The organism is Enterocloster sp. OA13, from assembly GCF_022440595.1.
Lineage (GTDB): Bacteria > Bacillota > Clostridia > Lachnospirales > Lachnospiraceae > Enterocloster > Enterocloster hominis.
In genome coordinates, this window is sequence record NZ_JAKNTF010000001.1 from 6,680,628 (window position 1) to 6,703,868 (window position 23,241).

Sequence of the window (23,241 nt, forward strand, 5' to 3'; positions counted from 1 at the left end):
TGTATGGAGTTAATCAGAGGGGTGCGCCCCATGACTGCCCGGGATATCGAGGCCGTAACCGGCCTGGAGCAGGTATGCTTTTCGGAAAAATGGTCTGAGAGCCTGCTGCGTTCCGGCCTGGACAGCAGGCTGGACACGTATTTTGTGTACGAGGACTACGGTCATATTCTTGGATACAGTATTATAAGGATACTGGCAGATGAAGGTGAGATACAGCGGATTGCTGTCCTGCCCGGTTACCGCAGGCAGGGAATCGCAAGGAAACTCATGGACGCCATGGTCACTTTTTCCAGAGTAAGGGGCGTGCGCTCCATTGCCCTGGAGGTCCGTGAAAGTAACGCCGGAGCCAGAAAGCTTTATGAATCCTACGGTTTCAGGCAGGAGGCCCTGCGCAGGGGGTATTACCATAATCCGCCCGAGGACGCGGTCATCATGTGGAACAGGGGAATATGAAACAATTTCCACTTAAAATATGTATATTTTGTGTATATAATGGAGAGGAATCGGACATTCCTCTTCATTTTTGCATGGAGCATGTTTCGAAGGATAAAGGGAATGGATGAGAGGACATGATGAAAGAGAAAGGCGAGGGTTCATATGAAGAGGTACAATAGAAACGGGCAGCTGGAGGCAGTCCTTTGCAACTGCTGCGGAAAGAAGCTGGTTGTGGAGCATGGGATCATCCGTGAAGGTTCCATCGGTATTGACCATGCATGGGATTATTTTTCCGAAAAAGACGGACAGGTCCATCATTTTGACTTGTGTGAAGACTGTTACGACGAATGGATTTCCGGTTTCCGGCTTCCTGTGGAAACAGAAGAACAGATAGAATTATTATAGGCTTATATTGAACCAGGAAACATTGAACCGGGAAACATCGAACCAGGATATCCGTGACCATTCCCATGCAAGGGCGGTCCGGTCATCCTGGTTTTTTGCTGTCCGTGACCCGTGGATATAGGAGGTCTGCCGGGTATACCTTCATTTTCCTCCATATCACACAGAACTTTTCCGGCCTCCTCTTGATTATTCAATACAATCTGTGTTATGATTTCCAAAGTTAACAAGAAAAGATGAGGAACTGATATGTTAGATATATGTTTATTAGGAACCGGGGGCATGATGCCTCTTCCATACAGATGGCTCACCTCCATGATGGCAAGATGCAGGGGAAGCAACCTGTTGATTGACTGCGGCGAGGGCACCCAGGTGGCGTTAAAGGAAAAGGGATGGAGTCCCAAACCCATTGACGTCATCTGCTTTACCCATTACCATGCAGACCATATCAGCGGCCTTCCGGGACTGCTTCTGACCATGGGCAACGCGGAGCGGGTGGAACCCCTTACCCTGGTTGGCCCCAAGGGGCTGGAGCGGGTGGTCTCCGCCCTGCGCACCATTGCGCCGGAGCTTCCCTTTGAGCTGAAGTTCGTGGAGCTGACAGAGAACAGGGAACATATGGAGTTGGGTCCGTATGTGATTGATGCCTACAGGGTAAACCACAATGTAATCTGTTACGGGTACTCCATTTCCATTCCCCGTACCGGACGCTTTGACGTGGAGAGGGCAAAGGCGGAGGCGATTCCCCAGAAGTTCTGGAGCCGGCTTCAGAAAGGCGAGGAGATGGAACACGAGGGAAGGCTGCTGACCCCGGGGATGGTGCTGGGGCCTGACAGGCGGGGCCTTAAGGTGACATACTGTACGGATACCAGACCGGTGCCTGTGATTGCAGAATATGCGGCCGGTGCGGACCTCTTTATCTGCGAAGGCATGTACGGTGAAAAGGACAAGGCTGCCAAAGCAAAGGAATACAAACATATGACCTTTTACGAAGCAGCTTATCTGGCCAGGGAAGCACAGCCGGCGCAGATGTGGCTGACCCATTACAGCCCTTCCCTGACAAGGCCTGAGGAATATATGGATGAGGTACGGAGCATTTTCCCGCGGGCAAAGGCTGCCAGGGATGGCTGGACCATGGAACTGGAATTTGATGAGGATTAGTGGAGATGGGATTATGATTGGAAATACTTCAGAGGATATTTTAATATTGGCAATAGAAAGTTCCTGTGACGAGACAGCCGCTTCCGTGGTGAAAAACGGAAGGACCGTGCTGTCCAATGTGATTACTTCCCAGATTGCGACCCATACTGTATATGGGGGCGTGGTTCCGGAGATTGCTTCCAGGGAGCATATCAAGGCCGTGAATTACGTGATAGAGCGGGCGCTGGCAGAGGCCCAGGTAAGCCTGGAGGACATCACTGCCATCGGCGTGACCTACGGTCCGGGGCTGGTAGGCGCTTTGCTGGTGGGAGTGGCGGAAGCCAAGGCCCTGGCCTATGCTGCAAAAAAACCGCTGGTTGGAGTGCATCATATAGAAGGCCATGTGTCCGCTAACTTTATTGAGAACCCGGACCTTGAGCCGCCCTTCGTATGCCTGATCGTATCCGGCGGCCATACCCACCTGGTGATTGTGAAGGATTATGGTGAATTCGAAATCATCGGACGTACCAGGGACGATGCGGCAGGGGAGGCGTTTGATAAGGTGGCCAGGGCCGTGGGCCTGGGATATCCGGGTGGACCCAAGGTTGACAAAACGGCCAGGGAGGGCAATCCCCATGCCATGGAATTCCCCAGGGGCAAGGTGGATGGCTCGCCCTATGATTTCAGCTTCAGCGGACTTAAGTCGGCGGTCCTGAACCACATCAACCATGCCCGCATGATCGGCGAGGAGATAAATGTGCCTGACCTGGCGGCCTCATTCCAGAATTCCGTCGTGGAATCCCTGGTAAGCCGGGCCATACTGGCTGCCCGGGAGTTTGGGTATAAGAAGCTGGCCATTGCAGGAGGGGTTGCCAGCAATACAGCCCTCAGAAGCGCCATGGAGGAAGCCTGCAAAAAGGAGGGGATAAAGTTCTATCATCCCTCGCCCATATTCTGTACGGACAATGCGGCCATGATTGGCGCAGCTGCCTATTATGAGTATTTGAAGGGAAATGTCTCAGGCTGGGATTTGAACGCTGTCCCCAACCTTAAACTTGGCGAACGGTAAGGAGGGCAGGTACCATGGAAAAGCAATATTGTACGGCTGTTGTGCTGGCAGCGGGCAAAGGCGCCAGGATGGGCACCCGGACAGCAAAGCAGTATCTGGAAATCGGAGACATGCCGGTGGTAGCCCATGCACTTCTGGCATTTCAGGAATCTTCCCTGATTGACGAGATAATCCTGATGACAGATGCAGGCCATCTTGAATACTGTAAAAAGGAAATCGTGGATGCCTATCATCTGGACAAGGTATCCACGGTGGGAGCAGGCGGCAGGGAGCGGTACGAGAGCGTATGGAAGGCGCTCTGTACCATGATGGACAAGGAAGAGTGGGAGGATGAGGCGCTTTCCAGGGCAAGACGGGAAGGGTATGTATTCATCCATGACGGCGCCCGTCCCTTTGTGACCCCTGAAATCATAGCCAGGGCATATGAGGATGTGGTGAAGTGGAAGGCCTGTGTGGTGGGGATGCCTGTAAAGGACACCATTAAACTGGTTGACGAGGACAGCTGTATTGTGGACAGCCCCAGACGCAGCCTTGTATGGCAGGCCCAGACTCCCCAGGTGTTTTCGGTGCCTTTGATTGCAGAGGCATTTACACGTCAGATGAAGGAAGACTGCAGTCATGTGACAGACGACGCAATGGTGGTGGAAGCCCAGATGGGAGTCAGGATCCACATGACCCAGGGCAGCTATGAGAACATAAAAATCACCACCCCTGAAGACCTTTTGATAGCCGAGACCATGTTAAATAAAAAAAGTTAAAAAAGGTGTTGACTTATGTCGAAATACATGATAGACTATCCAAGTTGCCGCTGAACAGGGCAACACAGAAAAACAGTCAGAAAAAAAGTTTTTCAAAAAGATTTAAAAAAACACTTGACAAAACTGCTAATCTTCTGTAAAATAGAAAAGCACGTTTGGAGAGATATCGAAGTGGTCATAACGAGGCGGTCTTGAAAACCGTTTGTCCGCAAGGGCGCGTGGGTTCGAATCCCACTCTCTCCGCTGCAGACGGATTTTATGATTTGCCTGCGGAATTAAATAAATAATGATTGCCATGCTTCCGGTCTTTGGGAGTAGGCAAAAAGCATCAGCCAAGCAGAAGTACCCAAGCGGCTGAAGGGGCTCCCCTGGAAAGGGAGTAGGTCGTTAGTAGCGGCGCGAGGGTTCAAATCCCTCCTTCTGCGTTCGGCATATGACATTTTGGACAAGACAGCTTGTTCTTTGTGGAAATGCCCCGTACCTTTACAATTGAAGACTGAATAATACACAAACCCTGAAAATTCTAAAAACAAAAGGCCTGGTTTGGGCCTTTGGATTTGAGAAAATTCAGAACAAAACCAAGTAATGAAGGTTAAAGATAACTAGCCAAGCTAAGTAGTCTGAAACCTGGAATCAGCTTTTAATTTGAGAGTTTGATCCTGGCTCAGGATGAACGCTGGCGGCGTGCCTAACACATGCAAGTCGAACGAAGCATCCCATAGGAAGTTTTCGGATGGAATATGGGATGACTGAGTGGCGGACGGGTGAGTAACGCGTGGATAACCTGCCTCACACTGGGGGATAACAGTTAGAAATGGCTGCTAATACCGCATAAGCGCACAGTACCGCATGGTACGGTGTGAAAAACCCAGGTGGTGTGAGATGGATCCGCGTCTGATTAGCCAGTTGGCGGGGTAACGGCCCACCAAAGCGACGATCAGTAGCCGACCTGAGAGGGTGACCGGCCACATTGGGACTGAGACACGGCCCAAACTCCTACGGGAGGCAGCAGTGGGGAATATTGCACAATGGGCGAAAGCCTGATGCAGCGACGCCGCGTGAGTGAAGAAGTATCTCGGTATGTAAAGCTCTATCAGCAGGGAAGAAAATGACGGTACCTGACTAAGAAGCCCCGGCTAACTACGTGCCAGCAGCCGCGGTAATACGTAGGGGGCAAGCGTTATCCGGATTTACTGGGTGTAAAGGGAGCGTAGACGGCGATGCAAGTCTGAAGTGAAAGCCCGGGGCTCAACCCCGGGACTGCTTTGGAAACTGTGTGGCTGGAGTGCAGGAGAGGTAAGTGGAATTCCTAGTGTAGCGGTGAAATGCGTAGATATTAGGAGGAACACCAGTGGCGAAGGCGGCTTACTGGACTGTAACTGACGTTGAGGCTCGAAAGCGTGGGGAGCAAACAGGATTAGATACCCTGGTAGTCCACGCCGTAAACGATGAATGCTAGGTGTCGGGGGGCAAAGCCCCTCGGTGCCGCCGCTAACGCAATAAGCATTCCACCTGGGGAGTACGTTCGCAAGAATGAAACTCAAAGGAATTGACGGGGACCCGCACAAGCGGTGGAGCATGTGGTTTAATTCGAAGCAACGCGAAGAACCTTACCAAGTCTTGACATCCCCCCTGACCGGACAGTAACGTGTCCCTTCCTTCGGGACAGGGGAGACAGGTGGTGCATGGTTGTCGTCAGCTCGTGTCGTGAGATGTTGGGTTAAGTCCCGCAACGAGCGCAACCCTTATCCTTAGTAGCCAGCACCTCGGGTGGGCACTCTAGGGAGACTGCCAGGGATAACCTGGAGGAAGGTGGGGATGACGTCAAATCATCATGCCCCTTATGATTTGGGCTACACACGTGCTACAATGGCGTAAACAAAGGGAAGCGGCCCTGCGAAGGTGAGCAAATCCCAAAAATAACGTCCCAGTTCGGACTGTAGTCTGCAACCCGACTACACGAAGCTGGAATCGCTAGTAATCGCGGATCAGAATGCCGCGGTGAATACGTTCCCGGGTCTTGTACACACCGCCCGTCACACCATGGGAGTCAGCAACGCCCGAAGTCAGTGACCCAACCGAAAGGAGGGAGCTGCCGAAGGCGGGGCAGGTAACTGGGGTGAAGTCGTAACAAGGTAGCCGTATCGGAAGGTGCGGCTGGATCACCTCCTTTCTAAGGAAGAAGAAGTAGGGGTTTGAGTATTATTGAGTCCTTGATTAAAAGGTACTGAAAATTTCCGGTGGCGATGCGCTTAGGGGACACACCCGTTCCCATCCCGAACACGATGGTTAAGACCTAAGCGGCCGATGGTACTATGCTGGAGACGGCATGGGAGAGCAGGTGGCTGCCGGATTCCATAAGAGTTTTACAGTAAGCAGGCAGCATGGTTTGCTTATACTGAAAACATAGAATAAGGTAATGATGTTAAATTGAAAAATTGCAGAATTAACCGGGGCTTATAGCTCAGCCGGTTAGAGCGCACGCCTGATAAGCGTGAGGTCGGTGGTTCGAGTCCACTTAAGCCCAGTAGGAATTATTTTACATAAATGATTCCGCAACGTACCTTGAAAACCGCATATTGAAAAAATGAATTGAGTATCCTAAGAAATTAGGATAAACAAGACATCCGAGGCCATACAAGCGATTGTATGGAAAGAAACAAACTTGTAAACGCGAAAGCGTTTAAGAAGAACCTAGAACCAAAGAGTCCAACGCTATGGACTTCGACTGACACCCGCACCCGCAGGTGGAGGTCGTCTTGGTTAAGCTGATAAGAGCGCAGGGTGGATGCCTTGGCACTAAGAGCCGATGAAAGACGTGATAAGCTGCGAAAAGCTTCGGGGAGGAGCAAATATCCTTTGATCCGGAGGTATCTGAATGGGGAAACCTACTTGAGCAACCCTCAAGTGTCGTATGGTGAATACATAGCCATACGTCGGGAACCCGGTGAACTGAAACATCTAAGTAACCGGAGGAAGAGAAAGAAACATCGATTCCCAGAGTAGCGGCGAGCGAAATGGGAAGAGCCCAAACCAGCGTGCGTGCATGCTGGGGTTATGGACCGCGTAAGTGAGCCGATCTGTTAATGGAACTGCCTGGGAAGGCAGGCCACAGAGGGTGAGAGCCCCGTACATGAAAACAGTAGGCAGCGGCGGTATCCAGAGTACCACGAGACACGAGAAACCTTGTGGGAAGTCGGAGGGACCACCCTCCAAGGCTAAATACTACTTAGTGACCGATAGCGCATAGTACTGTGAAGGAAAGGTGAAAAGGACCCCGGGAGGGGAGTGAAAGAGAACCTGAAACCCTGTGTTTACAAGCTGTGGGAGCACGTTAAGGTGCGACCGCGTACTTTTTGTAGAACGGTCCGGCGAGTTGCCGGTACTGGCAAGGTTAAGCACTTAAGGTGCGGAGCCGAAGGGAAACCAAGTCTTAAATGGGCGTCAAGTCAGTACAGGCAGACCCGAAACCGGGTGACCTATCCATGTCCAGGTTGAAGCGGAAGTAAAATTCCGTGGAGGACCGGATCCACATCCGTTGAAAAGGGTGGGAATGAGGTGTGGATAGGGGAGAAATTCCAATCGAACCCGGAGATAGCTGGTTCTCCTCGAAATAGCTTTAGGGCTAGCCTCGTATCAGTTTAGCGGAGGTAGAGCACTGAATTCCTAAGGGGGCGTCAAAGCTTACCAAGGGATATCAAACTCCGAATGCCGCATAAATGATGTACGGGAGTCAGACTGCACGAGATAAGTTGGGTAGTCAAAAGGGAAAGAGCCCAGACCTACAGCTAAGGTCCCAAAGTGTGTGTTAAGTGGAAAAGGATGTGGGATTTCAAAGACAACTAGGATGTTGGCTCAGAAGCAGCCACACATTCAAAGAGTGCGTAATAGCTCACTAGTCGAGAGGTCCTGCGCCGAAAATGTCCGGGGCTGAAACACAACACCGAAGCTTAGGAATGTACGTGAGTACATTGGTAGAGGAGCATTCTTAAAGGGGTGAAGCAGTACCGATGAGGAGCTGTGGACCTTTAAGAAGAGAGAATGCCGGAATGAGTAGCGAGATGGAGGTGGGAATCCTCCAGGCCGAATATCCAAGGTTTCCAGAGTAAAGCTGATCTGCTCTGGGTAAGTCGGGGCCTAAGGCGAGGCTGGGAGGCGTAGCCGATGGACAACAGGTTGAGATTCCTGTACCATGCATCATCAGAACTGTGGGGACACAGAAGGACAACACATCCCGGGAATGGGAATACCGGGGCAAGCGTAGTAGGGGTTAAGCTGGCAAATCCGCTTAACAACCCGAAGACGTGACGCGGAACGAACTGAAGTAGTGAAGTGTGTGATTCCGGCTGTCAAGAAAAGCCGCTATCGTGTGATGCATGCCCGTACCGTAAACCGACACAGGTGGATGAGGAGAGAATCCTAAGGCCGGCGGGAGAAGCATTGTTAAGGAACTCGGCAAAATGACCCCGTAACTTCGGGAGAAGGGGTGCCACAGAGATGTGGCCGCAGAGAATAGGCTCAAGCAACTGTTTAGCAAAAACACAGGTCTATGCAAAACCGTAAGGTGAGGTATATGGGCTGACGCCTGCCCGGTGCTGGAAGGTTAAGAGGAGAGGTTAGGGAAACCGAAGCTTTGAATTTAAGCCCCAGTAAACGGCGGCCGTAACTATAACGGTCCTAAGGTAGCGAAATTCCTTGTCGGGTAAGTTCCGACCCGCACGAAAGGCGTAATGATTTGAGCGCTGTCTCAACAATGCACCCGGTGAAATTGAAATACCAGTGAAGATGCTGGTTACCTGCGCCAGGACGGAAAGACCCCATGGAGCTTTACTCCAGCTTGATACTGGGATCCGGTGCTGCATGTACAGGATAGGTGGGAGGCTATGAGGCATGGACGCCAGTCTGTGCGGAGCCATTGTTGGGATACCACCCTTGCGGTACTGGGTTTCTAACCTGCGCCCATGACCTGGGCGGGGGACAATGTCAGGTGGGGAGTTTGACTGGGGCGGTCGCCTCCGAAAGGGTATCGGAGGCGCTCAAAGGTTCCCTCAGGATGGTTGGAAACCATCCAAAGAGTGCAAAGGCATAAGGGAGCTTGACTGCGAGACTGACGGGTCGAGCAGGTACGAAAGTAGGACTTAGTGATCCGGTGGTATGAAAGTGGGATTGCCATCGCTCAACGGATAAAAGCTACCCTGGGGATAACAGGCTTATCACTCCCAAGAGTTCACATCGACGGAGTGGTTTGGCACCTCGATGTCGGCTCATCGCATCCTGGGGCTGTAGCAGGTCCCAAGGGTTGGGCTGTTCGCCCATTAAAGCGGTACGCGAGCTGGGTTCAGAACGTCGTGAGACAGTTCGGTCCCTATCCGGCGCGGGCGTAGGAGATCTGAGAGGAGCTGTCCTTAGTACGAGAGGACCGGGATGGACAGACCGCTGGTGTACCTGTTGGCCTACCAGGGCCATGGCAGGGTAGCCAAGTCTGGACGGGATAAACGCTGAAGGCATCTAAGCGTGAAGCCCCCCTCAAGATGAGATCTCCCATGCGTAAGCAGTAAGACCCCTTGAAGACGACGAGGTGGATAGGTTAGAGGTGGAAGTGCAGCAATGTACGGAGCTGACTAATACTAATCGGTCGAGGGCTTAACCAGAAGGTTCAGGGAGAAGCAGGAAGTTTGTCAGTTCGGTTTTCAATATGTGGTTTTGAGGGTACGTAATATACTTGAAATTTTCAATCATCTATGGTATATTATTTATCGTTGGTGATGACGGGGTGTGGCTCAGCTTGGCTAGAGCGCCTGGTTTGGGACCAGGAGGTCGCAGGTTCGAATCCTGTCACCCCGACTTTCATTAATTAAATAAGATATAATATGCGCGAGTGGCTCAGTGGTGGAGTATCGCCTTGCCAAGGCGAGGGTCGCGGGTTCGAATCCCGTCTCGCGCTTTTTTTATTGGCTGGAATCCTTTGATTTATAAGGGATTTCAGCCTTTTGCGTTCTCCAGGATACTGTAGACAGTTGTAGACACCCCTCATTCTTTCCAGATGGGGAAATGACGGTATGGTTCAAGTCCCGCCGCACGTTGCTTTTTGGGTGTCTACACTTTTTGGCAGGCAGCTGTATTTAATCATCCTCTGGAACAGGGGCGGATGGGAAATATTCCAGGAACAGCTGGTCCACACATTTGTGGACAGAAGATTCAAATTTTTGGAATTGTGTTAACAGGCATTGACCTTCCGGGGTCAGGACCGAACCGGCACGGGTGGAACCTCCCTTTTTCTTGATGATGAGGGCGAATCCCAAATCTTCTTCGGCTGAACGGATCAGATGCCATGCCTTACTGTAAGCCATATTCATCACCTGGCTGGCAGAGCGGATGGAATGCCCTTGTTGGATTAACAGCATCAGGGAGATGACTCCTTTCCCAAAATGAGGGGATGTGTTATAGACCTGAAGTTTAAGAAGGTAATGGGCCGGACTTATGGGATTGCTGCTGGAACTAAGGCTGCCGTGGTCTGTTACTGATTCTGAATTCATGGAACACTCCTTAAATGGTTTTATTTCATATAAAATATGATACCATTATATTTAATAAAATACAATGGTTGACAGGGATTCGGGGTTCCATTATACTAAGTAGAGAATATATCAACAAATACAAGGGAAGGCATGGAAATGAACAAAAGAAACGCAATAACGGTGGAAGAGGCACAGAAACGATTGGGGCAGATTGAGATAAATGTCAATACTGAAATGATAAAATCAGTTGATTCACTTGGACGCATATGCGCCCAGGATATATACTCCATTATGAACCAGCCTCCATTTCCAAGATCGCCACTGGACGGTTATGCGGTCAGAAGCGTGGATGTACAGGGGGCATCCAGGGAAAATCCTGTGAAGCTGAATGTAATTGAACGGGTTTGTGCGGGAATGTGTCCCCAGAAGGAAGTGGGGCCTAAAGAGGCCGTCAGGATTATGACAGGCGCTCCCATACCGGAAGGGGCCGATGGCATCATCATGCAGGAACAGACGGACGAAGGGGACCAGGTGGTGGAGATTTACCAGCCGGTTAAAGCTTATGGGAATTACTGCTTTCAGGGCGAGGATGTGGAAAAAGGGGTATTGCTGTTTGAAAAAGGCACCCAGATACGCCACATGCATGTGGGGATAATGGCCAGCCAGGGGATTGAGGATGTACAGGTATATTCAGTGCCAAGAATCGGAGTCATGGCAACTGGCGATGAATTGATGCCGGTGGGATGTGCCCTTATGCCGGGAAAGATATATGACAGCAATGGTCCGCTTCTCTCTGCCAGGGTCATGGAATTGGGAATGGAAGCAGTCAGGATGGACAGCTTTGGTGATGACACAGAAAGGCTGGCTGATGCGGTTATGGAGTCATTAGGCCAATGTGATGCCCTGATTACCAGTGGAGGTGTATCAGTGGGGGTCAGGGATTGCATGCCCCTTGTGGCTGAACATCTGGGCGCTGAGGTGCTGTTTCATGGAATTGATGCAAAACCAGGCTCCCCCATCATGGTGATGCTGATTGGTAATAAGCCTGTATTCTGTCTGTCCGGCAATCCGTTTGCAGCCGCAGCGACCTTTGAGGTTCTGGTAAGGCCGGTTCTGGAGGTAATGCGTGGAAGGCTCGGTTGGAGGCCCGGCCGGATTCAGGGAATCCTTGAAACTGCATTTCCAAAACCATCATCCACAAGAAGGTTTATCAGGGGACGTATGGATAATGGAAAGGTCTGGCTTCCTGAGGGACGCCATTCATCGGGCATGCTTGTAAGTCTGTCCCAGTGTAACTGCCTTGTGGATATTCCTGCCGGTAACGGAGGAATGAAAGCCGGGGAGGCAGTAGATGTAATATTGTTATAATATAATACGGTACACAGATTCCTGTAAGAAGGCCTGTGTACCGTATGTCTGTTCCTATGGTTCTATTTCAAAATTTTCTGATTTGAAATTACTGTAGTATCTGCCGGACTCAGCCGTGAACCGCAGGACACAGTAGTCAGGGTCTGTTACCCCCAGGGGATAATACATGGTATCCCCTTCCTGCCAGATCATTTCCTTGCTTTCACTGTCCTCCAAAACCTCCATGGTACCGGTCAGCATTACCCCGCGGAAAAAACGCCGGTCACAGAAATATACACAGGCCTTGGGATTCTCCCTGTATTGTGCGGCCCGCATGGATGATGTGTTGCTGGTGAAATAAATGGTCTTCAGTCCAATCCGTTTCCTTGGGGCGAGCATCGCCTTTACATTAGGGAACCCGTCCTGGGAAACAGAACCTATAAATGCAGTACTCTGTCTGTCGATTAAATTTCCAATGGTTTTCTGGACATCTCTCATATGTGTATCATCCTCCTTTTAACTACAATCTTAAGGGTTTGCAGCAAATAAGGGAAGTAGGCACTTTTTAGTAACTATACGGACTGGTCATAAAAGTCCTTTGGTCCTGAGCAGTTCTTCCTTATGGTCTTCTATCATCATCTCAATGCCGACTGTCTGCATGATTGTGATGGCATCGAATATTTTCCTGCCTCTGTCCGTCAGGTCATATTCCACCTGCAGGGGATAACCTTCAAAGGTGGTCTTGGCCACAAATCCATATTGGATTAATTCATTCAGATGCTGGATCAGCATTTTCTGTGATATACCTGCAATTGAATGCCTGAGCCCTGAAAGGGATTGGGGTGCCTTACTCAGCTGCCACAGGATAATGGGCTTCCATTTCCCTTTGATGGCATCGTGGGTCAGTTCCAAAGGGCAGGTATACTCGTCACGCATTTTCATATACATTCACCTCATGGAAAGTATATCATAGAAAATACTTGACAGAAAGATGATTGAGGAATAAAATGCAAGTAAATACTTGCAAATGAGGATGGCATTAAAAATGGATCAGACCAGTCAGAAGATAATTGACGCAGCCATGGAGCTGATGATGGAAATCGGATACACGGCAGCCACCACAAAGGATATTGCCAGACGTGCAGGGGTTAATGAATGTACTATTTTCCGCAAGTTTGGGGAGAAAAAGGAAATCGTTCTTCAGGCCATGAAGCAGAGCCGGTGGCATCCGGACCTTAGACCGGAAGATTTTAATACATGGACAGGGGATTTAGAGGAAGATTTAAACCGGTTTTCACGCATATACATGAAAAAGGTAACGGAGCATTTTGTGAAGCTGTCCATTGGGCTTCGCACACCCGAACTGGCAGATGCTGCTTCTGATGGGATCATGGCTGTTCCGCAGACATTTAAGAACGGTCTGGTCAATTACTTTGGGGAAATGCATAAAAAGGGAGTCCTGAAGCAGAATCATGCAGAAACCCTGGCCATGATGTTTTTATCATTGAATTTCGGGTTCGTCTTTTTTAAAGCTTCCTTTGGGGAAAGGCTGACGGCAATGTCGGAAGAAGCATATATCACCGGGATGGTATCTGCATTTGTAAAAGGGATTAACGGCTGATTCCCATGATGGGAGGGGGATGTCTGGTTGGAGGACGTATGGGGATATAGCACATGCCGTGCCATATATTTTTGATTTGAATGCAAGCATTTACTTGCATCGGAGGAGGACATATGGGGATATATTTTATTGTAAGCACTTATCTGGATAAAGAAAAAGGGCGGGGGGAATATGATGAATACATCAGGATGGTCAAACCGATTGTAGAAGGATATGGGGGCAGATATATTGTGCGGAGCGAAGCAGTTGAGGCCATTGGCTGCCAGTGGAGGCCGGAACGCGTGATTGTCATACGTTTTCCTGATAGAAGCAGCCTGAATGCATGCTTTGACTCAGAGGACTATAAACAGATTATGGGAAAGCGTACTTCTTCGGTCAACAGCCAGGCAGTAATTGTCCCAGGAATCTGATGACTTGAGGCAGCTATGCCCGATTATATCCATTTGGTGAGGAGGAACGATATGAAAATATGTGATACAGTACATCAGTTAAAAGTTGAATTCGATGTGACACCGCAGGTTAAACGGTATGTTTATGTGTATATCATTGTAGGAAAACAGGGGTATTACCTGATTGACTCCGGCGTCAAAGGGTGTCAGAAAAAAATTGGGGAATATATACATAAAATTGGAAATCCAAGACAAACTATCAATGCAGTCATCCTGACACATTCCCATCCCGACCATATTGGCGCTGCAAAGTCCATAAAAAAAGAGTATGCCTGCTGTGTATATGGATGTCAGGGGGAACGTGACTGGATTGAAGATACAGAGCTTCAGTATAAGGAGCGTCCGATACCTAATTTCCATGAGCTGGTTGAAGGTCCGGTCATGTTGGACCGGATAATAAAAGATAAGGACAGTATCTGTCTGGAACCTGGGATAGATTTGGAAATAATCAATTCTTCCGGACACTCCAGGGAATCACTTTCTTTTTATTACCGCCAGGAACAGATGCTGTTTACAGGCGATGCAATCCCGTCAGCAGATGACGTACCGATTTACGAGAACTCTGAAAGCAGCATTCATACACTGAAACGTCTGGGAAGCCAAGGAGAGGTGCGGCTGTATTGTCCTGCCTGGGATAAAGTGTATGACAAGGAACAAGGACTGCACACCATTGATTTGGCAATATCCCAAATGGAGCGCATCTGTAATATAACCCGGCAGTATGCAGATTCCTGGCGGCCGGAGATGACCTGGGACGAAGTGTTTTGTCTCCTGTGCAGGGACTTGGAAATGCAGCAATGGGAAAAACATCCTTTGTTTAAATGGTCCGTTTTCAAGGATATTTACAGGCTAAAGGAGGCACAGGAAAAGTAATTAAAAAAGTTTGCAGAAAAATGTTGACAATTGTCGAAGCATCTGGTAAGATATCTCTTGCGTTGCGGTGAGAGCCACAACGCAGGAACACGGCAAAGAAAAAAGTTAAAAAAGTTGTTGACAAAAGCAAATGCTTATGATATACTATCAAAGTTGCTGCTGAGACAGACAACAGACCAAGAACCTTGATAATTGAAGATTGAACAGTATGTAAAACCCTGAAAATTCTAAAAACAGAAGGCCTGGTTTAGGCCTTTGGATTTGAGAAAATTCAGAACAAAACCAAGTAATGAAGGTTAAAGATAACTAGCCAAGCTAAGTAGTCTGAAACCTGGAATCAGCTTTTAATTTGAGAGTTTGATCCTGGCTCAGGATGAACGCTGGCGGCGTGCCTAACACATGCAAGTCGAACGAAGCATCTTATAGGAAGTTTTCGGATGGAATATGGGATGACTGAGTGGCGGACGGGTGAGTAACGCGTGGATAACCTGCCTCACACTGGGGGATAACAGTTAGAAATGGCTGCTAATACCGCATAAGCGCACAGTACCGCATGGTACGGTGTGAAAAACCCAGGTGGTGTGAGATGGATCCGCGTCTGATTAGCCAGTTGGCGGGGTAACGGCCCACCAAAGCGACGATCAGTAGCCGACCTGAGAGGGTGACCGGCCACATTGGGACTGAGACACGGCCCAAACTCCTACGGGAGGCAGCAGTGGGGAATATTGCACAATGGGCGAAAGCCTGATGCAGCGACGCCGCGTGAGTGAAGAAGTATCTCGGTATGTAAAGCTCTATCAGCAGGGAAGAAAATGACGGTACCTGACTAAGAAGCCCCGGCTAACTACGTGCCAGCAGCCGCGGTAATACGTAGGGGGCAAGCGTTATCCGGATTTACTGGGTGTAAAGGGAGCGTAGACGGCGATGCAAGTCTGAAGTGAAAGCCCGGGGCTCAACCCCGGGACTGCTTTGGAAACTGTGTGGCTGGAGTGCAGGAGAGGTAAGTGGAATTCCTAGTGTAGCGGTGAAATGCGTAGATATTAGGAGGAACACCAGTGGCGAAGGCGGCTTACTGGACTGTAACTGACGTTGAGGCTCGAAAGCGTGGGGAGCAAACAGGATTAGATACCCTGGTAGTCCACGCCGTAAACGATGAATGCTAGGTGTCGGGGGGCAAAGCCCCTCGGTGCCGCCGCTAACGCAATAAGCATTCCACCTGGGGAGTACGTTCGCAAGAATGAAACTCAAAGGAATTGACGGGGACCCGCACAAGCGGTGGAGCATGTGGTTTAATTCGAAGCAACGCGAAGAACCTTACCAAGTCTTGACATCCCCCTGACCGGACAGTAACGTGTCCCTTCCTTCGGGACAGGGGAGACAGGTGGTGCATGGTTGTCGTCAGCTCGTGTCGTGAGATGTTGGGTTAAGTCCCGCAACGAGCGCAACCCTTATCCTTAGTAGCCAGCACCTCGGGTGGGCACTCTAGGGAGACTGCCAGGGATAACCTGGAGGAAGGTGGGGATGACGTCAAATCATCATGCCCCTTATGATTTGGGCTACACACGTGCTACAATGGCGTAAACAAAGGGAAGCGGCCCTGCGAAGGTGAGCAAATCCCAAAAATAACGTCCCAGTTCGGACTGTAGTCTGCAACCCGACTACACGAAGCTGGAATCGCTAGTAATCGCGGATCAGAATGCCGCGGTGAATACGTTCCCGGGTCTTGTACACACCGCCCGTCACACCATGGGAGTCAGCAACGCCCGAAGTCAGTGACCCAACCGAAAGGAGGGAGCTGCCGAAGGCGGGGCAGGTAACTGGGGTGAAGTCGTAACAAGGTAGCCGTATCGGAAGGTGCGGCTGGATCACCTCCTTTCTAAGGAAGAAGAAGTAGGGGTTTTATATACTGTCCAGTTTTCTGATTATCAAGCAATTGAATAAGGAAGACGAAAGATTTCTGGTGCCGATGCGCTTAGGGGACACACCCGTTCCCATCCCGAACACGATGGTTAAGACCTGAGCGGCCGATGGTACTATGCTGGAGACGGCATGGGAGAGCAGGTGGGTGCCAGATTACCGTGGGGGTGTAGCTCAGTTGGGAGAGCACCTGCCTTGCAAGCAGGGGGTCAAGAGTTCGAATCTCTCCATCTCCATTCGGGATTGTCCTAACAGGACGGTCCCCATACGTACCTTGAAAACCGCATATTGAAGAAAATGAATTGAGTATCCTAAGAAATTAGGATAAACAAGACATCCGAGGCCATACAAGCGATTGTATGGAAAGAAACAAACTTGTAAACGCGAAAGCGTTTAAGAAGAACCTAGAACCAAGGAGTCCAACGCTATGGACTTCGACTGACACCCGCACCCGCAGGTGGAAGTCATCTTGGTTAAGCTAATAAGAGCGCAGGGTGGATGCCTTGGCACTAAGAGCCGATGAAAGACGTGATAAGCTGCGAAAAGCTTCGGGGAGGAGCAAATATCCTTTGATCCGGAGGTATCTGAATGGGGAAACCTGGCTGAGCAACCCTCAGTCGTCGTATGGTGAATACATAGCCATACGTCGGGAACCCGGTGAACTGAAACATCTAAGTAACCGGAGGAAGAGAAAGAAACATCGATTCCCAGAGTAGCGGCGAGCGAAATGGGAGGAGCCCAAACCAGCGTGCGTGCATGCTGGGGTTATGGACCGCATAAGTGAGCCAATCTGTTAATGGAACTGCCTGGGAAGGCAGGCCATAGAGGGTGAGAGCCCCGTACATGAAAACAGTAGGCAGCGGCGGTATCCAGAGTACCACGAGACACGAGAAACCTTGTGGGAAGTCGGAGGGACCACCCTCCAAGGCTAAATACTACTTAGTGACCGATAGCGCATAGTACTGTGAAGGAAAGGTGAAAAGGACCCCGGGAGGGGAGTGAAAGAGAACCTGAAACCCTGTGTTTACAAGCTGTGGGAGCACGTTAAGGTGCGACCGCGTACTTTTTGTAGAACGGTCCGGCGAGTTGCCGGTACTGGCAAGGTTAAGCACTTAAGGTGCGGAGCCGAAGGGAAACCAAGTCTTAAATGGGCGTCAAGTCAGTACAGGCAGACCCGAAACCGGGTGACCTATCCATGTCCAGGTTGAAGCGGAAGTAAAATTCCGTGGAGGACCGGATCCACATCCGTTGAAAAGGGTGGGAATGAGGTGTGGATAGGGGAGAAATTCCAATCGAACCCGGAGATAGCTGGTTCTCCTCGAAATAGCTTTAGGGCTAGCCTCGTATCAGTTTAGCGGAGGTAGAGCACTGAATTCCTAAGGGGGCGTCAAAGCTTACCAAGGGATATCAAACTCCGAATGCCGCATAAATGATGTACGGGAGTCAGACTGCACGAGATAAGTTGGGTAGTCAAAAGGGAAAGAGCCCAGACCTACAGCTAAGGTCCCAAAGTGTGTGTTAAGTGGAAAAGGATGTGGGATTTCAAAGACAACTAGGATGTTGGCTCAGAAGCAGCCACACATTCAAAGAGTGCGTAATAGCTCACTAGTCGAGAGGTCCTGCGCCGAAAATGTCCGGGGCTGAAACACAACACCGAAGCTTAGGAATGTACGTGAGTACATTGGTAGAGGAGCATTCTCAGGACGGAGAAGCGGTACCGATGAGGAGCCGTGGAGTGCTGAGAAGAGAGAATGCCGGAATGAGTAGCGAGATGGAGGTGGGAATCCTCCAGGCCGAATATCCAAGGTTTCCAGAGTAAAGCTGATCTGCTCTGGGTAAGTCGGGGCCTAAGGCGAGGCTGGGAGGCGTAGCCGATGGACAACAGGTTGAGATTCCTGTACCATGCATCATCAGAACTGTGGGGACACAGAAGGACAACACATCCCGGGAATGGGAATACCGGGGCAAGCGTAGTAGGGGTTAAGCTGGCAAATCCGCTTAACAACCCGAAGACGTGACGCGGAACGAACTGAAGTAGTGAAGTGTGTGATTCCGGCTGTCAAGAAAAGCCGCTATCGTGTGATGCATGCCCGTACCGTAAACCGACACAGGTGGATGAGGAGAGAATCCTAAGGCCGGCGGGAGAAGCATTGTTAAGGAACTCGGCAAAATGACCCCGTAACTTCGGGAGAAGGGGTGCCACAGAGATGTGGCCGCAGAGAATAGGCTCAAGCAACTGTTTAGCAAAAACACAGGTCTATGCAAAACCGTAAGGTGAGGTATATGGGCTGACGCCTGCCCGGTGCTGGAAGGTTAAGAGGAGAGGTTAGGGAAACCGAAGCTTTGAATTTAAGCCCCAGTAAACGGCGGCCGTAACTATAACGGTCCTAAGGTAGCGAAATTCCTTGTCGGGTAAGTTCCGACCCGCACGAAAGGCGTAATGATTTGAGCGCTGTCTCAACAATGCACCCGGTGAAATTGAAATACCAGTGAAGATGCTGGTTACCTGCGCCAGGACGGAAAGACCCCATGGAGCTTTACTCCAGCTTGATACTGGGATCCGGTGCTGCATGTACAGGATAGGTGGGAGGCTATGAGGCATGGACGCCAGTCTGTGCGGAGCCATTGTTGGGATACCACCCTTGCGGTACTGGGTTTCTAACCTGCGCCCATGACCTGGGCGGGGGACAATGTCAGGTGGGGAGTTTGACTGGGGCGGTCGCCTCCGAAAGGGTATCGGAGGCGCTCAAAGGTTCCCTCAGGATGGTTGGAAACCATCCAAAGAGTGCAAAGGCATAAGGGAGCTTGACTGCGAGACTGACGGGTCGAGCAGGTACGAAAGTAGGACTTAGTGATCCGGTGGTATGAAAGTGGGATTGCCATCGCTCAACGGATAAAAGCTACCCTGGGGATAACAGGCTTATCACTCCCAAGAGTTCACATCGACGGAGTGGTTTGGCACCTCGATGTCGGCTCATCGCATCCTGGGGCTGTAGCAGGTCCCAAGGGTTGGGCTGTTCGCCCATTAAAGCGGTACGCGAGCTGGGTTCAGAACGTCGTGAGACAGTTCGGTCCCTATCCGGCGCGGGCGTAGGAGATCTGAGAGGAGCTGTCCTTAGTACGAGAGGACCGGGATGGACAGACCGCTGGTGTACCTGTTGGCCTACCAGGGCCATGGCAGGGTAGCCAAGTCTGGACGGGATAAACGCTGAAGGCATCTAAGCGTGAAGCCCCCCTCAAGATGAGATCTCCCATGCGTAAGCAGTAAGACCCCTTGAAGACGACGAGGTGGATAGGTTAGAGGTGGAAGTGCAGCAATGTACGGAGCTGACTAATACTAATCGGTCGAGGGCTTAACCAGAAGGTTCAGGGAGAAACAGGAAGTTTGTCAGTTCGGTTTTCAATATGTGGTTTTGAGGGTATGTAAATAGTGTAATTTGTGCTTGAAATTTAGATTGAATTATTGTATAATGATTTGGTCAGCGCAATAAACGCTTAGTTGTACCATTATTCCTCGATAGCTCAGTCGGTAGAGCACGCGGCTGTTAACCGCGCTGTCGTAGGTTCAAGTCCTACTCGGGGAGTTTTTAGTGGAAGTCCATGGCGACCACTACCTTGTTCAGGCCCCATGGTCAAGCGGTTAAGACATCGCCCTTTCACGGCGGTAACACGAGTTCGAATCTCGTTGGGGTCATTTAGCTTCAAGATTATTGGCATGAATATGCCGATGTGGCTCAATTGGCAGAGCAGCTGATTTGTAATCAGCAGGTTATCGGTTCGAGTCCGATCATCGGCTTTACTGTGATAACAGTAAATTTTATAAGAGATAATATAGTTCGGACCTTTAGCTCAGTTGGTTAGAGCAACCGGCTCATAACCGGTCGGTCCTGGGTTCGAGTCCCCGAAGGTCCACTCTTTCCTAACTAAAGCAGATTGAGAACTATATAATCTAAATAATGGCCCGGTGGCTCAGCTGGTTAGAGCGCCGCCCTGTCACGGCGGAGGTCGACGGTTCGAACCCGTTCCGGGTCGTTTGCATTTTATAATGCGACACAATTCGTATACATTTTGGGGTCTTAGCTCAGCTGGGAGAGCATCTGCCTTACAAGCAGAGGGTCACAGGTTCGAGCCCTGTAGGCCCCATTTGTATTATGCGGGTGTGGTGGAATAGGCAGACACAAGGGACTTAAAATCCCTCGGTAGCGATACCGTGCCGGTTCAAGTCCGGCCACCCGCATTGCAATTAAGTTCTGATGCTGAAAAGTGTTGGGACTTTTCTTGTAATTATATTAGATTTGCGGCTGTGGTGGAATTGGCAGACACGATGGGTTTAGGTCCCATTGGGAGACCGTGCAGGTTCGAGTCCTGTTAGCCGCATTGAGGAGCCTTATGAATAGGCTCCTTTTATATTTGAATAATGATGACATACAGATGTCATGTTTCTCCTGTTATAATGTGAAAAACAGGAAGAGGGAGAACGCATGAGACTAGAAGGATTTGGCATTTTCGTGAAGGATATGGGGACCATGATACGGTTTTACCGTGATGTCCTTGGGTTTGAGATTAAGGAAGATGAAGACGGTGATAATGTATTCCTGGAAAAGGACGGCACATTGTTCCTGCTTTATGGGCGTGATGATTTAGAGAAGATGACTGGCCGGAAGTTTTGTTATGCAGGTAAGGTGAGTGGTCATTTTGAGATTGCATTGACAGTAGCAGATTATGCTGCGGTAGATGAGGCATATAATAGTGTGCTTAAAAAGGGGGCTGTTCCAATCATGGCTCCTGTCACGGAACCATGGGGACAGCGGACCTGCTATGTGGCTGACCCGGAAGGCAATCTGGTTGAGATTGGGTCATTTGTTAAGGGAGAATCGTAAAATGGGTGATAAGCCGGTATTTAAACAGGTCACATTGGAAAATCTGGAGACAGAACATATATGCTGCTGTATTTCCGATAAGAAAGGTGAAAACTGTGTTCCATCCAAGAAATCATGGCTTCGCGGCAGGATGCAGGAAGGACTTGTGTTTAATAAGCTGGATGTGCGGGGAAAAGTGTTTATAGAATACATACCGGCAGAATTTGCCTGGGCGCCCATTAAGGCGGATGGTTATATGTATATTGACTGTTTATGGGTTTCCGGGCAATATAAGGGAAAGGGCTTTGGAGACCAACTGATGGATCAATGCATTGATGATAGCAGGGCCAAGGGAAAAAAGGGTCTTGTCTGCCTGTCATCTAAAAAGAAGATGCCGTTTCTGGCAGACCCGGGATATCTGAAGCACCGGGGGTTTAAGGTGGCGGATACAGCCAGCCCTTATTATGAGTTGTTCTATCTGCCTTTTTCGGATTCGGGTACAGTTCCGGCCATTAAGGATGTGGCGAGGAGTGGCTGTGTGGATGAGAAGGGATTGATCCTGTATTATTCAGATCAATGTCCACATACGTCTAAATATGTACCGCTTCTTGCTGGGAATCTGAAGGAACTTGGGCTGGAGTGCAGGTTCAGGAAGCTTGAAACAAAAGAGGATGCACAGTCTGCACCTGTTCCATTTACAACATATGCGTTATTTTATAATGGCAAATTTATTACCAATGAAATCCTATCGGAAAAGAGCTTTGCAAAAATATGGGAGCGGATTAGGAAGATGTGAAGGTAGGAAGATATGGGGATGGATTGGAATATGTAGGGATGGAAAAATAAGGGAATGGATTGGCGGGGCCGATGCGGGAAAAGGAATTGGCCGGAGGAAGAATCAGAGGAAGAATCAGCGGGGCGATGTGGAAAGAAGAATACACAGAGTGATGGGGAAAGCGAATAGAGAGGTCAGTGGACAGTCAGAAATGGCTGTCCTTTTTTGGGGATATATAGTAAAATTGTTTCATGATATGATATGCCAGGATAAGAAGATATGGGCAGGCCATGGATTAAGGCCGTCCATTAACTGGCTGTGACAGGGGAGTCTGGAAAATATATGCTGTATGATAAAGATATAAGGGAGCCGCTTTTCGATTTCCTGGAGGAAACTTATGGTAAGATAAGGATTATAGAAGAAAAGCAGGTAGGGAAATCAAGGGCGGATATTGTGATGGTCCTTCCCGGACTTTTGACGGGAATTGAGATTAAAAGTGATGCAGACACCTATGTACGTCTGTCCCGGCAGGTTAAGGATTATGACCGCTTCTTTGACCGGAATATGGTGGTGGCTGGTTCCAGCCATGCGGTCCATGTCAGGGAGCATGTTCCGGAATGGTGGGGAATCATTACAGTGGAGCAGACGGACCTGGGCATTGATTTTTATGTCCTGCGGGAGCCTCGGGAAAATCCTCAGATGAACTGGAAACGTAAGCTCAGCCTTTTATGGCGTCCGGAACTGGTACATATCCAGGAACTGACCTGTATGCCCAGATATAAAGAGAAGAGTAAGGCATTTGTCATCGACAAAATGCTATTGAAAATCCCAAAGGAGCAGTTGTCCGCCCTGGTGAGCGATGAACTGTTTGAACGGGATTATACACGGATTGAGGAAATCATCAGGGAGTTTAAAATACAGAACAGGCCGGAGTTGAAGGACCAGACAGGGAAAAAGAAAAGGATAAGAAGCAGGATAAAAGGCAGAAGGAAAAGCACGATAAAAACCAGATGAAAAGCAGGACGCAGCCAAAATGAAAGCAGGATGAAAGTTGGATGAAAGCAGGATGAAAGTTGGA

At 49.7% G+C, this 23,241-nt stretch carries 16 protein-coding genes, 14 tRNA genes and 6 rRNA genes; 33 read left to right on the forward strand and 3 right to left on the reverse strand.

The genetic code is table 11. The features are described 5' to 3' along the window. The first annotated feature begins 3 nt into the window (after positions 1-3). The 13 genes from rimI to MCJ35_RS30105 all read left to right on the forward strand — a co-directional run bounded on the left by rimI (position 4) and on the right by MCJ35_RS30105 (position 9,748). A complete protein-coding gene (gene rimI, locus MCJ35_RS30045; RefSeq protein WP_025483833.1) occupies positions 4-453 on the forward strand; it encodes a ribosomal protein S18-alanine N-acetyltransferase in 450 nt (149 codons plus the stop codon). Positions 454-597: 144 nt separating this feature from the next. Then, positions 598-840: a hypothetical protein gene (locus MCJ35_RS30050; protein WP_008726514.1), complete on the forward strand. Its 243-nt coding sequence runs from the start codon at positions 598-600 to the stop codon at positions 838-840. A gap of 246 nt (positions 841-1,086) precedes the next feature. Beyond that, on the forward strand, positions 1,087-1,998 hold the full coding sequence (locus MCJ35_RS30055) for a ribonuclease Z (RefSeq protein WP_008726516.1): 912 nt from the start codon (positions 1,087-1,089) through the stop codon (positions 1,996-1,998). 13 nt (positions 1,999-2,011) lie between these two features. Beyond that, positions 2,012-3,046 carry a tRNA (adenosine(37)-N6)-threonylcarbamoyltransferase complex transferase subunit TsaD gene (tsaD, locus tag MCJ35_RS30060; protein WP_025483832.1) on the forward strand — a complete coding sequence of 345 codons (1,035 nt, stop codon included), beginning with the start codon at positions 2,012-2,014 and terminating at the stop codon, positions 3,044-3,046. A 14-nt stretch (positions 3,047-3,060) separates the two neighbouring features. Then, the gene (gene ispD, locus MCJ35_RS30065) at positions 3,061-3,804 is read left to right on the forward strand and encodes a 2-C-methyl-D-erythritol 4-phosphate cytidylyltransferase (RefSeq protein ID WP_008726520.1); all 744 of its coding nucleotides are present in this window, start codon (positions 3,061-3,063) and stop codon (positions 3,802-3,804) included. A 157-nt stretch (positions 3,805-3,961) separates the two neighbouring features. Next, a tRNA-Ser gene (locus MCJ35_RS30070) sits at positions 3,962-4,047 on the forward strand. Between the two features lie 93 nt (positions 4,048-4,140). Then, a tRNA-Ser gene (locus tag MCJ35_RS30075) sits at positions 4,141-4,229 on the forward strand. Positions 4,230-4,445: 216 nt separating this feature from the next. Further along, a 16S ribosomal RNA gene (locus tag MCJ35_RS30080) occupies positions 4,446-5,977 on the forward strand. 63 nt (positions 5,978-6,040) lie between these two features. Continuing rightward, a 5S ribosomal RNA gene (gene rrf, locus MCJ35_RS30085) occupies positions 6,041-6,158 on the forward strand. A 99-nt stretch (positions 6,159-6,257) separates the two neighbouring features. Continuing rightward, positions 6,258-6,331: transfer RNA gene (locus MCJ35_RS30090), tRNA-Ile, on the forward strand. 234 nt (positions 6,332-6,565) lie between these two features. Continuing rightward, positions 6,566-9,455, forward strand: a 23S ribosomal RNA gene (locus tag MCJ35_RS30095). Together the 16S, 23S and 5S rRNA genes with 5 tRNA genes alongside form the textbook arrangement of a ribosomal RNA operon. Positions 9,456-9,573: 118 nt before the next feature. Then, positions 9,574-9,648 (forward strand) — tRNA-Pro (locus MCJ35_RS30100). Positions 9,649-9,676: 28 nt separating this feature from the next. Then, positions 9,677-9,748, forward strand: a tRNA-Gly gene (locus tag MCJ35_RS30105). Between the two features lie 178 nt (positions 9,749-9,926). Here the strand turns inward: MCJ35_RS30105 and MCJ35_RS30110 are convergent. Then, a complete protein-coding gene (locus MCJ35_RS30110) occupies positions 9,927-10,340 on the reverse strand; it encodes a winged helix-turn-helix domain-containing protein (protein WP_008726812.1) in 414 nt (137 codons plus the stop codon). A gap of 138 nt (positions 10,341-10,478) precedes the next feature. On the opposite strand from MCJ35_RS30110, the gene MCJ35_RS30115 reads away from it, so the two are divergent. Continuing rightward, positions 10,479-11,690 (forward strand): molybdopterin molybdotransferase MoeA, encoded by a 1,212-nt coding sequence (locus MCJ35_RS30115; protein ID WP_034576761.1) that lies wholly within the window; start codon positions 10,479-10,481, stop codon positions 11,688-11,690. Positions 11,691-11,744: 54 nt separating this feature from the next. Here the strand turns inward: MCJ35_RS30115 and MCJ35_RS30120 are convergent, their stop codons facing one another. Together MCJ35_RS30120 and MCJ35_RS30125 are read right to left on the reverse strand one after the other, a co-directional pair. Then, on the reverse strand, positions 11,745-12,167 hold the full coding sequence (locus MCJ35_RS30120; protein ID WP_008726814.1) for a pyridoxamine 5'-phosphate oxidase family protein: 423 nt from the start codon (positions 12,165-12,167) through the stop codon (positions 11,745-11,747). Positions 12,168-12,254: 87 nt separating this feature from the next. Beyond that, positions 12,255-12,611 (reverse strand): winged helix-turn-helix transcriptional regulator, encoded by a 357-nt coding sequence (locus tag MCJ35_RS30125; protein ID WP_008726815.1) that lies wholly within the window; start codon positions 12,609-12,611, stop codon positions 12,255-12,257. Between the two features lie 103 nt (positions 12,612-12,714). Here MCJ35_RS30125 and MCJ35_RS30130 point away from each other — a divergent pair, with 103 nt between their 5' ends. From MCJ35_RS30130 to MCJ35_RS30220, 19 genes are all read left to right on the forward strand, one after another. After that, positions 12,715-13,290, forward strand: a complete 576-nt coding sequence (locus tag MCJ35_RS30130; RefSeq protein ID WP_025483824.1) for a TetR/AcrR family transcriptional regulator — start codon at positions 12,715-12,717, stop codon at positions 13,288-13,290. Positions 13,291-13,403: 113 nt separating this feature from the next. After that, complete coding sequence (locus tag MCJ35_RS30135) at positions 13,404-13,700, forward strand: DUF1330 domain-containing protein (protein ID WP_025483823.1); 297 nt, start codon at positions 13,404-13,406, stop codon at positions 13,698-13,700. Between the two features lie 51 nt (positions 13,701-13,751). Continuing rightward, positions 13,752-14,612: an MBL fold metallo-hydrolase gene (locus tag MCJ35_RS30140; RefSeq protein ID WP_025483822.1), complete on the forward strand. Its 861-nt coding sequence runs from the start codon at positions 13,752-13,754 to the stop codon at positions 14,610-14,612. A 345-nt stretch (positions 14,613-14,957) separates the two neighbouring features. Next, positions 14,958-16,488: ribosomal RNA gene (locus tag MCJ35_RS30145) — 16S ribosomal RNA — on the forward strand. Between the two features lie 80 nt (positions 16,489-16,568). Continuing rightward, a 5S ribosomal RNA gene (gene rrf / locus MCJ35_RS30150) occupies positions 16,569-16,686 on the forward strand. A 6-nt stretch (positions 16,687-16,692) separates the two neighbouring features. Then, positions 16,693-16,765, forward strand: a tRNA-Ala gene (locus MCJ35_RS30155). A 235-nt stretch (positions 16,766-17,000) separates the two neighbouring features. Further along, a 23S ribosomal RNA gene (locus tag MCJ35_RS30160) occupies positions 17,001-19,890 on the forward strand. Between the two features lie 150 nt (positions 19,891-20,040). Beyond that, positions 20,041-20,113: transfer RNA gene (locus MCJ35_RS30165), tRNA-Asn, on the forward strand. 38 nt (positions 20,114-20,151) lie between these two features. Further along, positions 20,152-20,223, forward strand: a tRNA-Glu gene (locus MCJ35_RS30170). Between the two features lie 29 nt (positions 20,224-20,252). Beyond that, positions 20,253-20,325 (forward strand) — tRNA-Thr (locus MCJ35_RS30175). Positions 20,326-20,367: 42 nt separating this feature from the next. Next, positions 20,368-20,441 (forward strand) — tRNA-Ile (locus MCJ35_RS30180). Positions 20,442-20,487: 46 nt separating this feature from the next. Then, a tRNA-Asp gene (locus tag MCJ35_RS30185) sits at positions 20,488-20,561 on the forward strand. A 38-nt stretch (positions 20,562-20,599) separates the two neighbouring features. After that, positions 20,600-20,672: transfer RNA gene (locus tag MCJ35_RS30190), tRNA-Val, on the forward strand. Between the two features lie 10 nt (positions 20,673-20,682). Then, positions 20,683-20,766, forward strand: a tRNA-Leu gene (locus MCJ35_RS30195). A 60-nt stretch (positions 20,767-20,826) separates the two neighbouring features. Beyond that, positions 20,827-20,906 (forward strand) — tRNA-Leu (locus MCJ35_RS30200). 104 nt (positions 20,907-21,010) lie between these two features. Continuing rightward, a complete protein-coding gene (locus tag MCJ35_RS30205) occupies positions 21,011-21,409 on the forward strand; it encodes a VOC family protein (protein WP_025483819.1) in 399 nt (132 codons plus the stop codon). A 1-nt stretch (position 21,410) separates the two neighbouring features. Continuing rightward, positions 21,411-22,184 (forward strand): GNAT family N-acetyltransferase, encoded by a 774-nt coding sequence (locus MCJ35_RS30210; protein ID WP_025483818.1) that lies wholly within the window; start codon positions 21,411-21,413, stop codon positions 22,182-22,184. Then, on the forward strand, positions 22,150-22,485 hold the full coding sequence (locus tag MCJ35_RS30215) for a hypothetical protein (protein ID WP_025483817.1): 336 nt from the start codon (positions 22,150-22,152) through the stop codon (positions 22,483-22,485). Before MCJ35_RS30210 ends, MCJ35_RS30215 begins: the two co-directional genes overlap by 35 nt. A 20-nt stretch (positions 22,486-22,505) precedes the next feature. Further along, entirely contained in the window at positions 22,506-23,177 is a 672-nt protein-coding gene (locus tag MCJ35_RS30220) for a sce7726 family protein (protein ID WP_025483816.1), read from the forward strand. The last annotated feature ends 64 nt before the right edge of the window (positions 23,178-23,241 follow it).